The organism is Paraburkholderia sp. RL17-380-BIE-A (assembly GCF_046028085.1).
Classification (GTDB): Bacteria; Pseudomonadota; Gammaproteobacteria; order Burkholderiales; family Burkholderiaceae; genus Paraburkholderia.
Window position 1 is genome coordinate 116,737 of record NZ_JARESQ010000018.1, and the last position, 14,277, is coordinate 131,013.

8 protein-coding genes are annotated in these 14,277 nt (G+C 62.9%); 5 read left to right on the forward strand and 3 right to left on the reverse strand.

Annotated features, from left to right (window positions below; translation table 11 throughout):
* Positions 1-141: 141 nt before the first annotated feature.
* On the forward strand, positions 142-1,002 hold the full coding sequence (gene folD, locus P0D68_RS27115; protein ID WP_091792876.1) for a bifunctional methylenetetrahydrofolate dehydrogenase/methenyltetrahydrofolate cyclohydrolase FolD: 861 nt from the start codon (positions 142-144) through the stop codon (positions 1,000-1,002).
* Positions 1,003-1,214: 212 nt separating this feature from the next.
* Here the strand turns inward: folD and P0D68_RS27120 are convergent, their stop codons facing one another.
* Positions 1,215-2,330 carry an acyltransferase family protein gene (locus tag P0D68_RS27120; protein ID WP_408301720.1) on the reverse strand — a complete coding sequence of 372 codons (1,116 nt, stop codon included), beginning with the start codon at positions 2,328-2,330 and terminating at the stop codon, positions 1,215-1,217.
* A 334-nt stretch (positions 2,331-2,664) separates the two neighbouring features.
* Here P0D68_RS27120 and P0D68_RS27125 point away from each other — a divergent pair, with 334 nt between their 5' ends.
* A complete protein-coding gene (locus P0D68_RS27125; protein WP_408187439.1) occupies positions 2,665-4,773 on the forward strand; it encodes a M3 family metallopeptidase in 2,109 nt (702 codons plus the stop codon).
* Positions 4,774-4,872: 99 nt separating this feature from the next.
* Here the strand turns inward: P0D68_RS27125 and P0D68_RS27130 are convergent, their stop codons facing one another.
* Positions 4,873-6,165: an amidohydrolase family protein gene (locus tag P0D68_RS27130; protein WP_408301718.1), complete on the reverse strand. Its 1,293-nt coding sequence runs from the start codon at positions 6,163-6,165 to the stop codon at positions 4,873-4,875.
* Between the two features lie 213 nt (positions 6,166-6,378).
* Between P0D68_RS27130 and P0D68_RS27135 the strand changes: the two genes are divergently transcribed.
* Positions 6,379-7,077, forward strand: a complete 699-nt coding sequence (locus P0D68_RS27135) for an aspartate/glutamate racemase family protein (protein ID WP_408301716.1) — start codon at positions 6,379-6,381, stop codon at positions 7,075-7,077.
* A 188-nt stretch (positions 7,078-7,265) separates the two neighbouring features.
* Here P0D68_RS27135 and P0D68_RS27140 read toward each other — a convergent pair whose 3' ends face one another.
* Entirely contained in the window at positions 7,266-8,651 is a 1,386-nt protein-coding gene (locus P0D68_RS27140; RefSeq protein WP_408301714.1) for a hypothetical protein, read from the reverse strand.
* An 871-nt stretch (positions 8,652-9,522) separates the two neighbouring features.
* Between P0D68_RS27140 and tssF the strand changes: the two genes are divergently transcribed.
* Both tssF and P0D68_RS27150 read left to right on the forward strand, forming a co-directional pair.
* Positions 9,523-11,409: a type VI secretion system baseplate subunit TssF gene (gene tssF / locus P0D68_RS27145; protein WP_408301712.1), complete on the forward strand. Its 1,887-nt coding sequence runs from the start codon at positions 9,523-9,525 to the stop codon at positions 11,407-11,409.
* 88 nt (positions 11,410-11,497) lie between these two features.
* Positions 11,498-14,257 (forward strand): type VI secretion system Vgr family protein, encoded by a 2,760-nt coding sequence (locus tag P0D68_RS27150; RefSeq protein ID WP_408301710.1) that lies wholly within the window; start codon positions 11,498-11,500, stop codon positions 14,255-14,257.
* The last annotated feature ends 20 nt before the right edge of the window (positions 14,258-14,277 follow it).

The following is a 14,277-nucleotide window of genomic DNA, read 5'->3' on the forward strand; positions in this document are numbered from 1 at the left end:
TTTGCAGCGCCGCTTAACCCCGATTCGCGCCGCGCGCTTTTCACGTGCCGACCCATTCCCGCTGAAAAGCGCCATCGCGCGTGGCCCGCTCGAGCGTCTGCGCCCTGCCCCGCTTTCCAAACTGCCCATCTCGACCCGACCATGACTGCCAAACTGATCGACGGCCTCGCCCTTTCCAAGACCCTGCGCGCCGACGTCGCCGCACGCGCCGCCGCCCTCACCGCCCGCGGCCATCAGCCAGGCCTCGCCGTGGTGCTGGTCGGCGACAATCCGGCTAGCGAAGTGTACGTGCGCAACAAGGTCAAGGCGTGCCACGACAATGGCCTCGGCTCGTCGTTCGACCGTTATCCGGCCGACCTGCCGGAAGCCGAACTGCTCGCGCGCATCGACGAACTGAATCACGACCCGCGCATCCACGGCATTCTGGTGCAGCTGCCGCTGCCGCCGCACATCGACAGCCATAAGGTGATCGAGGCGATCGCGCCGGAAAAGGACGTGGACGGCTTTCACGTCGCCAACGCCGGCGCGTTGATGACCGGTCAGCCGCTGTTTCGCCCGTGCACGCCGTACGGCGTCATGAAAATGCTCGCGGCCTACGAGATTCCGCTGCAGGGCGCGAACGCGGTGGTGATCGGCCGCTCGAACATCGTCGGCAAGCCAATGGCGCTGCTGCTGCTCGAAGCCGGCGCGACCGTGACGATCTGCCACAGCAAGACGCGCGACCTGGCCGCCCACACGCGCAACGCCGACGTGGTGGTCGCCGCCACAGGTTTGCGCAACATTCTCACGGCCGACATGGTGAAGCCCGGCGCGGCGGTGATCGACGTGGGCATGAACCGCGACGAAGCCGGCAAACTGTGCGGTGACGTCGACTTCGCGGGTGTCAAGGAAGTGGCCGGCTATATCACGCCGGTGCCGGGCGGCGTCGGCCCGATGACCATCACCATGCTGCTCGTCAACACGATCGAAGCCGCCGAGCGCGAAGCGGCAGCGAGCGCGTAAAGCGGAGAACGTCAGGCGGAGAACGTCGGGCGGTGAACCTCCGGCGGAGAACCTCAGGCGGTGGACGTCGGGCGGAAAGCCGGCAGAGCGCAGAGCCGCTCCGCCGGCATCGAAACCTTGCAGGCCCTGGCCTCGCGCCAGGCATCGACCATGACCGGCGCCACACCGCGCCACCTTCGCGCCACATACCCGCCCCACACGCGCCGCATCTTTCAGCGCACGGCTTGATCGCTTGCCGGCATACCCGTCGCTAGCGGCGTCGAGCGGCGCGCCAGACGCCCGCGGCACCACTTCAGCACGGGCCGTTCCACGAAGTGCCACGACAGCGCCGCGCACAGCAGGATGAACGGCGCGGCGATCAGGAGCGCCGCCACATGGCTCAACTGCGGCGCGAGATTCGCAACGCATTGCTGCACCATGAAGCCGTACAGATAGATGCCGTACGAGTAATCGTGACGCGGCACGAGGCGTCGCAACAACGGCGCCGTTCCGACCCACAGCACGCCATACACGAAGGCCAGATAAAACAGCGGCTGCGCGCCGGCCGTGTCGCGGAACACCAGAAACACCATCGTGAGCGCCAGCGCCGTCAGACCGTTGATGTCGATGCGTTCACGCCAGCCGTACAGCAGCATGCCCAGCATGAAAAACGGCTCCGGCCAGAATGAATATCCGCCGGGCGTTTCGCTGAAATCGCGCAAGCCGACCTGCCAATGCGACAGATTCACGCGCAGTACGAACGCGGCGCAACCCAGCGCGGCAGCGAGCGCCACGCCGCGCGAACTGGACAGCAGTCCGACCATGCCAGTCACGAGCACGATCAGATAGCACCTTACTTCGAGCGGCAGCGTCCAGAGCGGCGCGCAGACGTCGACGGGAAAGCGGTTGTGCTCGAACACGCCAGGCAGCGCCCAGCCGGTTTTCAGCACGATGGTCGAGAAATTGTCGAGGTTGGCCCACGTCATGCCGGAGGCGAAATACTCGCGCAGCGGCAGCGTCGTAAACAGCGGGCCGACGATGAACACCGTCACCAGCGAACCGGCCGCGACCGCCGGCCACAGGCGCGCGATGCGCAAGACGGCGAAGCGCGGCACCGAGCGCTGCCGGTCGAAGCTGGCGGTGACCAGCATGCCGCTCAAGAGGAAAAAGGCGTAGACGCCGAGCGCGCCAAAACCGTCGAAACCGAGCGCGTTCTGGACCCAATCCGTGGTGCCGTCGGGCGCCTGGAGCAGATAGGAATGACCGTAGACGACGGCGATAGCGGCCAGCAGCCGCACGAGATCAAAGTTGTTGCCCTTGCGCGATAACGCATCCGAAAGCGGGTTCATCCATACCTCTTTTACGAAAAACGCCGCTGACCGGTAGCGACACCCCACCTTGCCGCATAGCAGCAATTGGAACCGTTCGTTTTCGCACAAAGCACAGCGGCGCTTTTCCCCCGCGCCGCGCTTGTGCCGCTTGTCCCGCTTGCGCTGCAACCCACACGGCGCGGCGACATCTGATAATTTGACTACCGACGGATTGGAATCGGCGCGCCCTGCCCCAATAATGTCTGTATCGGCTGCGACAGGGCGTCGTCGCGCGCGCCCCGAAGGGCGTTGCCCAAAGGGACACCCGTCCATGCACCGATTACCCGTTCACCCGCGTCAGACAGGAAGCCTCATGTCCACTACCGCCTCGAATCACGACAATCCGCTCCTCGATTTCTCCGACCTGCCGCGCTTTGGCCAAATCCGTCCCGAACACGTCACGCCCGCCCTCGATGTGCTGCTCGCCGACGCTGCCGCCGCCGTCGAGCGCGCCGCCCAGCCGATCACGCCCGCCTCGTGGGCCGACGTGGTCGAACCGGTCGAGCGCGCGACCGAACCGCTGTCGCGCGCCTGGAGCGTGGTCGGCCATCTGAACGCCGTCGCCGATACGCCCGAGTTGCGCGCCGTGTATGGCGAGAATCTGCCGCGTGTCACCGAATTCTGGTCGAGCGTTGGACAGAATCTCGCGCTGTACGAGAAGTACAAGGCGCTGCATGCCAGTAGCGATTTCGCCTCGCTGACCGGCGAACGCAAGAAGATCCTCGGCAATGCGCTGCGCGATTTCCGCCTGTCCGGCGCGGAATTGCCGGAAGACCAGAAGCCGCATTTCGCCGAATTGCAGGAACGTCAGGCGGCGCTCTCGAAAGCGTTTTCGGATCACGTGCTCGACGCGACCAATGCGTATGCGTATATCGTCGAAGCCGGCAATGAAGCGCAACTGGCCGGCCTGCCCGAAGACGTGGTCGAAGCCGCCAGGGAAGCGGCCGAGCGCGAAGGCAAAACCGGCTACAAATTCACGCTGCATTTCCCGTCGTATTTCCCGGTGATGCAGTACTCGGAAAATCGCCCCATGCGCGAGGCGATGTATCGCGCGTACGTGACGCGCGCTTCCGAGCTTGGCCCGCAATACGGCAACGGCAAGCCCGAGTGGGACAACACCGCGGTGCTCGCCGAGCAGTTGAAGCTGCGCGCCGAAGAAGCGCACATGCTCGGCTTCAACAACTTCGCCGAAGTCTCGCTCGCGCCGAAAATGGCCGAGTCGCCCGCCCAGGTCATGAGCTTCCTCGAAGACCTCGCCACGCGTGCGCGCCCGCATGCGGAGCAGGACTGGAAGGAGCTGCGCGAATTCGCCGCGAACGAACTCGGCATGAGCGAACTGCAACCGTGGGACATGACGTTTGCCGCGGAGCGTCTGCGTCAGAAGCGCTATTCGTTCTCCGAGAACGAGGTCAAACAGTACTTTCCGGAAGACGCCGTTTTCAAGGGTCTTTTCAAGGTCACGGAAACGCTGTTCGGCGTGCGCATCCGCCGCGACGAAGCGGCCGTGTGGCACCCGGACGTGCGCTTTTTCCGCGTCGAGAATCAGGACGGCGGCCTCGTCGCGCAGTTCTACCTCGATCTGTATGCGCGCGAAGGCAAACGCGGCGGCGCCTGGATGGACGACGCGCGCGGCCGTCACAAGCACACGCATGGCAGCGTGCAAACACCGGTCGCATATCTGACCTGCAACTTCTCGGCGCCGGTCGGTGGCAAGCCCGCCTGCTTCACGCACGACGAAGTGATCACGCTGTTCCACGAGTTCGGTCACGGCTTGCATCACATGCTCACGCGTGTGGATGAGCTGGGCGTGTCGGGCATCAACGGCGTGGAGTGGGACGCGGTCGAACTGCCGTCGCAATTCATGGAGAATTTCTGCTGGGAGTGGGACGTGCTGAGCGACATGACTTCGCACGTCGAAACCGCCAAGCCGTTGCCGCGCGAACTGTTCGACAAGATGCTCGCCGCGAAGAACTTCCAGAGCGGTCTGGGCACGCTGCGCCAGATCGTCTTCTCGATGTTCGACATGCAACTGCATACCGGCTTCGACGCCTCCGGCACCAAGAACGCCACCGAACTCGCGAGCGAAATCAACGAGCGCTTCCACGTCGTGCCGCAAGCACCGTTCTCGCGCTGGCCGAATACGTTCAGCCATATTTTCGCGGGCGGCTATGCGGCGGGCTACTACAGCTACAAATGGGCTGAAGTGCTCTCTGCCGACGCCTACGCGGCATTTGAAGAAGCGGCGCAAGCGGCGAGCGGCAGCGTGCTCGATCAGGCGACCGGCATGCGTTATCGCAAGGAGATTCTGGAAGTGGGCGGCAGCCGTCCGGCGATGGAATCGTTCAAGGCATTCCGCGGCCGCGAGCCGAATATCGACGCACTGCTGCGTCACAACGGCATGACGCCGGGCGCGGCGCATTGAGGGGTTAATGCGAGCGTCGGCGCTTGCGTCGCCCGATGAAAGCCGGTGACTTGCTTAACGCAAGCACCGGCTTTTTCTTTGTCAGCGCTGAACGCGCAACTAGGCGCGATGCAGTTTGAAATCCACTTCCGATGGCCGCCCTTCGAGCGACAACGCGGCACGCGCAGCCGGCGCGCGGCTCACCACCTTGCCGCGACTCACCACAGCAAGACGCGCCGCGCGCAAGCGGATTGCTTCCACCGGATCGCGCGCGTCGAGCAACACGAGATTGGCCGCGCAGCCCGGCGCGATGCCGTAGCCTTCGAGGCCGAGAATGCGCGCGGCGTTCACCGTCACCGCGTCGAAGCAGGCGCGCATGCCTTCGACACCCGTCATCTGCGCCACATGCAAACCCATGTGCGCGACTTCCAGCATGTCGCCCGAGCCGAGGCTGTACCACGGGTCCATCACGCAATCGTGGCCGAACGCGACGTTGATGCCCGCTGCCATCATTTCCGGCACGCGTGTCATACCGCGACGTTTCGGATAGGTGTCGCTGCGGCCTTGCAGCGTGATGTTGATCAGCGGATTCGCAATCGCCGCGACGCCCGCCTCGCGCATTAGCGGCAGGAGTTTGCTGACATAGTAGTTGTCCATGGAATGCATCGAGGTCAGATGCGAGCCGGTCACGCGCCCCTGCAAGCCGAGCCGATGCGTTTCGGCCGCGAGCGTCTCGATGTGACGCGACATGGGGTCGTCCGATTCATCGCAATGCATGTCCACGCGCAAGCCCTGCTCCGCCGCGTACTCGCACAAGAGACGCACGGACTGCGCGCCGTCGGCCATGGTGCGCTCGAAATGCGGAATGCCGCCGACCACATCCACGCCCATCGCGATCGACCGTTTGAGATTCTCGAAAGCGCCCGCGCTGCGCAACACGCCGTCTTGTGGAAAGGCCACCAGTTGCAGGTCGAGATACGGCGCGACGCGGCGCTTCACTTCGACCAGGGCTTCGACCGCGAGCAGGCGCGGATCACACACATCCACGTGGCTGCGGATGGCCAGCAGCCCGCGCGCGACGGCCCAGTCGCAATACTGCAACGCGCGCTCGATCAGCGCCTCCTGCGTGAGGTCCGGCTTCAGTTCGCCCCATAGCGCGATGCCCTCCAGCAGCGTGCCCGATGCGTTCACGCGTGGCAATCCGTACGAGAGCGTCGCGTCCATATGGAAATGTGGATCGACGAACGGCGGCGTGACAAGTGAACCGGCGGCATCGATTTCTTCGCGCGCGCTCGCGGCCAGATTCGGTTCGACGGCGACGATGCGGCCCGCTTCGATGCCGATGTCGACCGGCTCCTTGTGCTGCGGCGCGGCGCCCGGTGGCAACGTCGCGCGGCGGATGATCAGATCCATGTATCGCTCCCTTTGGCCCTTCCTGATTGATCACGATTTTATCGGCGTCAGAAAGCGTGTGGCGACGTTTATCCGGCGTTTTTTCCGCGTTTTTTCATCTGGCCGTACCGGCGAGCGGCGCGCGATGCGTACCGGCTGCGCGTCCCGCCGCCCGCCTATACTCGCCGGACAGACGGTCGATGCCGCGCCGTCATTCACTCAGGGAGCAGGCACATGAAAACAATTGGGGTGATCGGCGGGATGAGTTGGGAATCGTCCACCGAGTATTACAGGCTCCTGAACCGCCACGCCAAAGCGCGCCTGGGCGGCCACCACAACGCCCGCAGCCTGATGCTCACCGTCGACTTCGCGCCGGTCGAAGCGCTCCAGCGCACGGGCGACTGGGACACGCTTGGCCGACAGTTGGCCGATGCCGCGCGCCAACTCGAACGCGGCGGCGCCGATCTGGTGCTGCTCGCAACCAATACGATGCATCGCGTGTATGAATCGATCGAAGCGGCGATCGACGTGCCGTTCCTGCATATCGCCGACCCGACCGGCAACGCGTTGCGCGCGGCCGGCGTCGAGCGAGTGGGTTTGCTCGGCACGCGCTATACGATGGAGCAGACTTTCTACACAGGGCGCCTGCGCGAGCGCTATGGCCTGACGACACTGGTTCCGGATGAAGCCGAACGTGCCGAGGTGCACCGCATCATCTACGACGAGCTGTGCCACGGTAAGGTGAATGACGCTTCACGCGCGGTGTATCGGCGTGTGATCGAGGCGCTGGCCGCGCGTGGCGCGCAGGCGGTGATTCTCGGCTGCACGGAAATTACGTTGCTGATCAAGCCGGAAGACTCGGTGTTGCCCGTGTTCGATACGACCGCGTTGCATGCGCAGGCGGCGGTGGAGTGGGCGATTGGTGAGGAGTGAGGGCAGCACGGGCGGAGCGGAAGACTTCGGCGCACGCGTCCGCGCCCAGCTGCCCCTGGCGGTGCTCAAGGCACATGACCATTTCGCGGCGCGGACGGCAAGATCTTCCTATTACCCGGGCGAACGGTTTGATTGCCCTGCGTGCGGGGCTGCGACTCGGCTGCCCCGCAAGCGGGTCAGAAAAACCGTCAGGCTTTAGCCGCGCCTGCTTCCTTTGGCGGCTGCAACGTGACGTCCTTGCCACGCATGCCGTTCCTGTCAACTATATGGGCAGTCTCGGAACCGTCGGCATTGACAGTCGCGACTGTCCGGCTACCGTCTTTGTGGTACTCCACCAGGAACGTATCCTTACCATTCTCGTCAAGGTCACGCGACAATACGGGCTGTCCATCGCGATCGTACTGGAACTGCGCCCGAACACGTCCTTCTGCATCATAGTTGGACACCGTACGCCCGCCGTCCGTTGACTTGCGATCCTGAACGGCGAATTTTCCCGTTTCTGGAACGATGTAATTCGCTTCGATTTTCTCTCCTTGGCTGTCGAATTGGGCAATCTGGGTGTTGCGGCTTTTCACATCGAACGAAGTGGCTTGAGACGAGTTATCGCTCGCATAATCGCGCACTGTTCCTGACCTGTCCGCATTGAACTCGGCACGCTCAGTTTCACGCCCGGCGCCGTTCCTGACGTCGACCGAATAGGCACCGTCCTTTGCGTAACTATAGGCCGCTGTCGAGGTTAATTCGCCGTGAGCATCCGAGAGCTCTGCAGTCTGGATTTTGCCTCTTGAGAACGTCTGCGTGCCGACATCGCCGGACGCCCAATGCTCAATCATCGAATTAATGTCACCCTGCTCATCGCCGGTGAACTCGACCTGCTTGATACTGCCGGTTTCAGGTGCCGGCGCGCGACTGCCCTCCCCGTAGTATTGGTAGTAGGACTTACCGGTCGCGGTGGAAGGATTTGCATTAACATAGGCGTTCATCCCGGCAACGATAAGATTATTGCGATCCTCCGCGCTCGACTTGCCTGCGCCCACATCGACTGCGTGCAGGGCATCGAGTTTTTCCTGGAGGCCCGGGAGTCCGCTAACTTCGATCTGGGTTCCGGGCGCGTTCTCAGTGGCCGTGCTTTTCTGGATTTCCTGTTGAATCTGAAAGTTATTCGCGACCGCCTCCCCTTCTTGATGAGCACCGGTTAGCGCCGCCACGTTATAGGCCTGGGGATCGCGCGGATTGACGGCATACTGCGACTTGAACGCTTTATCGTTCGCGCGATTCTCGTAGTGGCCAATTTCATGCGACAAATGACCCAGCACGGAAGCGTCAGACATCGTCGAGTGTTGATATTGACCGACTACGATGTGCCTGCCGTCGAAATACGTGGCGATGTCTTTGCCCCTGCTCATCGGATCCATATTGCCCGAACTCACGTCACTGCCATAATCGAATAATTGAGATCGAAACTGGGGGCTCGCATTGACGAGCCTGATCTGCTCGGGTGTCAGCTTCACTTCACCAAAGTAGGATTCCTGACCAGTGACCACGTTCGTTCCCACACTCAAGTTCGATGCCATATCCATCCATCCGTTAGCCATTGAGGAGCCTCTCGCGATCCGCTTGCCTGTGCACGTAGCGCGAGAGGGCCGTGCGCCTGGCGCGACAAGATGGAGTGTGCCGATCTGTTTCTCGCACGGGTGGTGTTTGCTCACCCGCTTCGCTTCCCAACACCTGGCCGGCATGTGCACGACTCGGAACAAGGCCGTTGACGAACACCTTAGTTGGCAAATGGATTGTCTTGCTGAACGGTGGTGGCTTGTCCGCAGCGGCAACGGACATGGCCGGATGCCGTCACGACGTGATTCGGTTCCCGGCTAGCTTTGCAGCCTCGCTGTGCGCCGCAGGATAAGAATCACCGTGCCGCTATCGAAGGTAGCGATCAGATTTCGCTCATCGCGAATCATGCAGGTTCTCACAGCGCTCACGGCGACAGCATCGCTTTGCTGATTCATCTGCGTCGTACACGTCATATTTAAACGGCACGAACCCAGATTGTCGACGGCCGGTTTGACGAAGTGTCGCAACGGGTCACGGCAAAACACAGGAGCCTGGAGAGGCCGTAACCGCTGACTCGACCAACGACGCAAGGCAAATCATTGCGACGCTAATGGGACCGATCAGGAAAGCAGTGCGCGCTGACCTCGTGCAGCCAATTCGCACTGTGTTCGACGCGTGCGCGCTAAGGGAAATATCTCCCGCCCTTTTGTGAATTTTCCGATGGCAGGATGGGCCGGCTTACGATTCAATGACGGTTCTGGTCTGTCTTTCAACTCAAATAATAAGGATGACATAGCGATGAGATATGTAGAGGACACGCGTGTCCACCCCTGCAACGGACGCACCCTTCCGTTTGCCTTGCCAAGGCGCTGCCCGAGATAATGTGCACAGATGCATCCGCGACTTCTTGAGCACTACAACGCCGAACTGCTCTACATGCACGAACTGGCGCAGGAGTTTGCCAACGCGCATCCGAAGATCGCGAAGCGACTCGGCATGCAGGCGGGCGAAGTCGGCGATCCCTTCGTCGAGCGCTTGCTCCAGTCATCGGCCTTCTCGACCGCGCGCATGCAGATGCGCCTCGATGAAACCTTCGCGGAGTTCACCCAGCCGCTGCTGCAAACCCTCTATCCGAACTATGTCAGCCAGACTCCCTCAATGGCTGTCGCGCGTGTGTTCCCGCTCGTACGAGGAAAGCAGTTCGCCAACGCAACCGTGGTGCCGCGCGGCACCGCCTTCATGTCACGCGTGCCAGACGGTGAGTTGACGGCCTGTGAGTTCCGCAGCAGCCAGGACGTGACGCTGTATCCACTGGAAATCGCGCAGGCACGGCTAACCGGCATTCCGCCCGACATTCCGGGGCTCGGCCGCTACGTCGCCCAAGACGTGCAGATACAGGGCGCGTTGCGGCTTCTTCTGCGAACGATCAACGGCGCGCCGATCTCAAGTCTCGCGGAGCTCGACCGGCTGACGGTCTGTCTGGCCGGCGACGAAGCGAGCGCCTCGCACCTGTTCGAACTGGTTCACGCGGCCGGCGTGGCCACCATCACGGGCGTACCCGGCGAGTTCACGACCGGCACGCTGCATGTCGTCACCGAGAATGCGGTCGTGCATGATGCACTCGAGCCGGAACAGGGCCTGCTGCCCGCCGTCCCTCACAAGTTCCACGGGCACAACCTGTTGCAGGAGTATTTCAGCTGCCCCGCACGCTTCTGGTTTTTCACGCTCACCGGCCTCTGCAAGGGGTTGTCCGCCATCGGCAGCAACGAGGCTGAAATCGTCGTGTTGCTCGACCGCCGCGTGGACGAGCTGGCAGAGACGGTCGACGCATCGCATTTCGCGCTGTTCTGCACGCCCATCATCAACCTGTTTCCACGGCGCACCGAGTGGCTGACGCTCGGCGCTCGGGCGACTGGCCACCCGCTCGTGCCTGTGGCCAAATTTCCGCGTGACTACGATGTGTATTCGGTATCGGGTGCCTGGGGACAGGTTTCGGAACACGCGGAAGCGCTGCGACTCCATCCCCTGCACGCGCGCTACCGGGATGGCGATGGTCAAAGCGGGCGCTACTTTACGATACGGCGCGAGTTGGCCCGCCCGGCTGATGACTCCCGCCACTACGGCAGCCGCCGGCCGTTCACGGAAACACGCACGTTCCTCTCGCTGTTGGACCAGAACGGAATGCCGGATGCCGAAGGCATTCGCAATGTGTCGCTCGAAGCGCTCCTGACCAATCGTGACCTCCCGTGCGTGGTGCCGCTCAACGGAGTGTCCGACCTGTCTGTGGCGAGCTCGATTCCCCAAAAGAGCATTGGCCTGCTACGCGCGCCGACAACCCCACGGCCGCCGCTTGCGTTCGGTAAGCGCGCATGGCAGTTGATCGGACAACTGAGCTTCACCTACAGGGCGTTCGACGGCCGGCCGGATCAACCGTGCGCCGGCGACGCACTGCGCACGCTGATGGACCTGTACCTGGGCACCGAGTCTCCTGAATTGCGGCGTCACGTGGCCGGGCTCGTGGGCGCAACCGCCACGCCTGTCAACCGTCGTCTGGCGCTCGACGGCGATCACATGTTCGGCCGCGGGATTGAATGCGAGCTGACTTTCGACGAAACGGAGTTCGGTGGCGTGAGCCCGTACACACTTGCGCTCGTGCTGGAACGCTACGTGGCACGCCATGTGTCGCCTCGTTCGTTCACCACGACCGTACTGCGCTCGAAGCAGCGCGGACGCATTGGACGCTGGCCACCGCGCGCCGGCACGCGCGACGCGGTTTGAGCAGCGTGACGATCTCATTTTCCAGTGCCTGATTTACCACCCTATCTGAGTTGCTCGCCAAGGGAGTTGCTGATGATCGGAGTCGCCGATGTCCTGGTTTAAACAGCCGCGCACGCTGGAAATGAGCGGCAAGGCGCTGCCGCAATGGGCAGGCGAATCACTGTTCGTCGTTGGCCGGCTGGCGGGGAAAGAGAAGCTCGGCCGTCTGTACGACTACGATGTCGATGTCAGCACGATGGATGACGCGCGGCTGAGCGTTGTCGAGGCGCAGCGGCTAGTCGACGTCGACTCGCTGATCGGCAAGGAAGTCACCGTCAACATCGCTATCGAGGGCAGTGGCGCCTCAGATCCGGGCCGCTCGGGCACGGCAGCGAACTGCGGCGCGGACGTGCGCAAGCTGACAGGGCTGATCGTCTCGGCGAAGTGCGTCGGCGCGGATGAGCGGCGTGCGTACTACCGCCTTAACATTCGCCCCTGGTTATATCTCGCCACGTTGAACCGTGATAGCCGGATCCTGCAAGACAAGGACGTGACCGAGATAACGCGCGAGGTACTGCAGAAATACCCGTACCCGTTCGACATGCGCCTCGCCGGTCCCGGCGCTGCGCGCCGCCCCTATCCGAAGCGCGAGTATCAGCGGCAGTGGTGGGAGTCGGATTTCGCGTGGCTGTCCCGGCTGTGGCAGGAATGGGGCATTACGTTCTTCTTCAACGAGAGCACGCTGGTGTTGTGCGACTCGCCTGGCGCCTATCAGAAGCACCCGCCCGCTTATCAGACGCTGCGCTTTCTCGACCGCGACGGCCAGCGCATCGACGAAGAACATATCCACGCGTTTCGCGTTGCCCGGCAACTGACGACGGGCCAGGTGACGCTGGTCGACTACGACTACACGCAGTCACTTGCGGCGCTGACGGTCGAACAGGCGGACCACAGTCAGCGCTCATGCGACAACGCCGAGGAATATGCGTGGGGCGACTACTCGCAGCCCATGGAAGGACCGAACGGTGTCGATCCTTCGTGGCGCAATGATCCCGACTTCGACAGCAAGCACCTCGCACGCGTGAAAGTCGAAGCACACCGTTCGAAGAGTCTGCGCGCGAAAGGCAAAGGCAACCTGCGCGGACTGATGACGGGCTATACGTTTGCCCTCCAGGGCTATCCGCTGACGCCCGGCGACGGCGAATACCTAGTCGTGTCCACCCATACCGAAATCGTCAACAACGACACCGTCTCGCAGCACGGCAGTCTCATGCGCCCGTACAGTTGTGAAACGAAGTTTATGGCCGTGCCCGCCGCTACGTTCTACCGTGCGCCGCAAAAAGCGAAGAAGCCCCGCGCTTACGCCGAAGCGGCCGTCATCACGGGGTACGGAGAAGAGTCAACTTATTGTGACCAGTACGGGCGCGTCAAAGCTCATTTTGTCTGGGACAGGATCGGGCCGACCGACCAGGACGCAAGCTGCTGGCTGCGGGTCGCGTCGCCCTGGCATGGCGCCGAACACGGCGCCATGTGGCTGCCGCGCGTCGGACACCACGTTCTGGTGGGCTACTACGACAGCGACCCGGACCGGCCCTACATCATGTCCGAGCATACGACAGAGCTTCACCAGGCTCCGTGGGCCTTGCCGAAGAACGATACGCTGTCGGGCTGGCGCAGCCGGGAACTGAAAGGCCACTCGGCCAACAGCGTCGTGACGGACGACACTCCTGGACAGTTGCAGGTTCAGGTTGCAAGTGACCACGCGCAGTCGCGGCTCGTGCTTGGCTTTAACACGCGTATCGACGGACACCAAGGACGCGACGAGGCGCGCGGTGAAGGCTTCGAACTGGCAACGCAGGCGCACGGCGTGGTGCGTGCAAACCAGGGCATGCTGGTGACGACCGAACCACGGGCCGGGGCAATGTCGCCCGTCAAGGACATGGGTGAAACGGTGCAGCGTCTAACGCGGGCGCGCGAACAGCATGAAGACCTCGCGCAGCTTGCGCAGCGGCACAACGCCCAACCCATCGAAGCAAACCAGAACGACGCAGCCCGCTCGATCGGCGCGCAGAACAACGCGCTCAACGGCGGCGCAAGAACCTGCGAGAACCCGTCACCGGAAATGACGCGCCCCGATTTGCTGCTGGCGAGTAGCGCGGGCATCGCGACCTCGGCGGCCGACGGCACGCACATGGCGAGCGCAAATGATCATGCGGTCACGGCGGGCCGCGACGTGAGCGTGTCATCAGGGAGGTCTTTACTCGCCTCGGTGCGCGGTGCGATCTCCATGTTCGCCTACGCGCTCGGCATGAAGCTGATCGCGGCGAAAGGCAGGATAGACATCCAGGCGCAAAGCGATGAACTGGCGCTTGCCGCTCTCAAGGACATCACCATTGGCAGCACAGACGGCAAGATCGTTCTCACCGCCGCGAAGGAGGTCTGGATTGGCGCGGGCGGTTCGTACATCCAGATCAGCGCGGGCGGCATCGTCAACGGCTCACCCGGGCCCATTCTCGAAAAGACCCCTTACTGGGGCAAACCGGACGCATCGTCGATGCGCGCGCCACTGCCCGTCCTTCCGCTCGCCCCGCTCGTTCAGAATCCGGCCGGCATTTACACCCAGACGTTCGACGTGAGTACCGTCGCCAGGAATCATGGCGTCGGCCTAAGGCTGGCAGACCAGTCTTATCGAATTTATCTGCCCGACGGCACTATCCAGCAGCAGGGGATGTTGACGAACGGGGCCACGCTCACCGTCACCACGCCGGCATCGACACAAGTGCAGTGCGAAGTTGGCGCGGGCGACTGGCGCGTCGCGGAAGACGCGTACGACCATGACGAGTCCGACGATAGCGACGCGTCGGCGTGAGTCGTGTGTGCAAACGAACA

Coding starts and splice junctions, on each gene's coding strand:
- folD (WP_091792876.1), top strand. CDS start 142: ATGACTGCCAAACTGATCGACGGCCTCGCCCTTTCCAAGACCCTGCGC.
- P0D68_RS27120 (WP_408301720.1), bottom strand. CDS start 2,330: ATGAACCCGCTTTCGGATGCGTTATCGCGCAAGGGCAACAACTTTGAT.
- P0D68_RS27125 (WP_408187439.1), top strand. CDS start 2,665: ATGTCCACTACCGCCTCGAATCACGACAATCCGCTCCTCGATTTCTCC.
- P0D68_RS27130 (WP_408301718.1), bottom strand. CDS start 6,165: ATGGATCTGATCATCCGCCGCGCGACGTTGCCACCGGGCGCCGCGCCG.
- P0D68_RS27135 (WP_408301716.1), top strand. CDS start 6,379: ATGAAAACAATTGGGGTGATCGGCGGGATGAGTTGGGAATCGTCCACC.
- P0D68_RS27140 (WP_408301714.1), bottom strand. CDS start 8,651: ATGGCATCGAACTTGAGTGTGGGAACGAACGTGGTCACTGGTCAGGAA.
- tssF (WP_408301712.1), top strand. CDS start 9,523: ATGCATCCGCGACTTCTTGAGCACTACAACGCCGAACTGCTCTACATG.
- P0D68_RS27150 (WP_408301710.1), top strand. CDS start 11,498: ATGTCCTGGTTTAAACAGCCGCGCACGCTGGAAATGAGCGGCAAGGCG.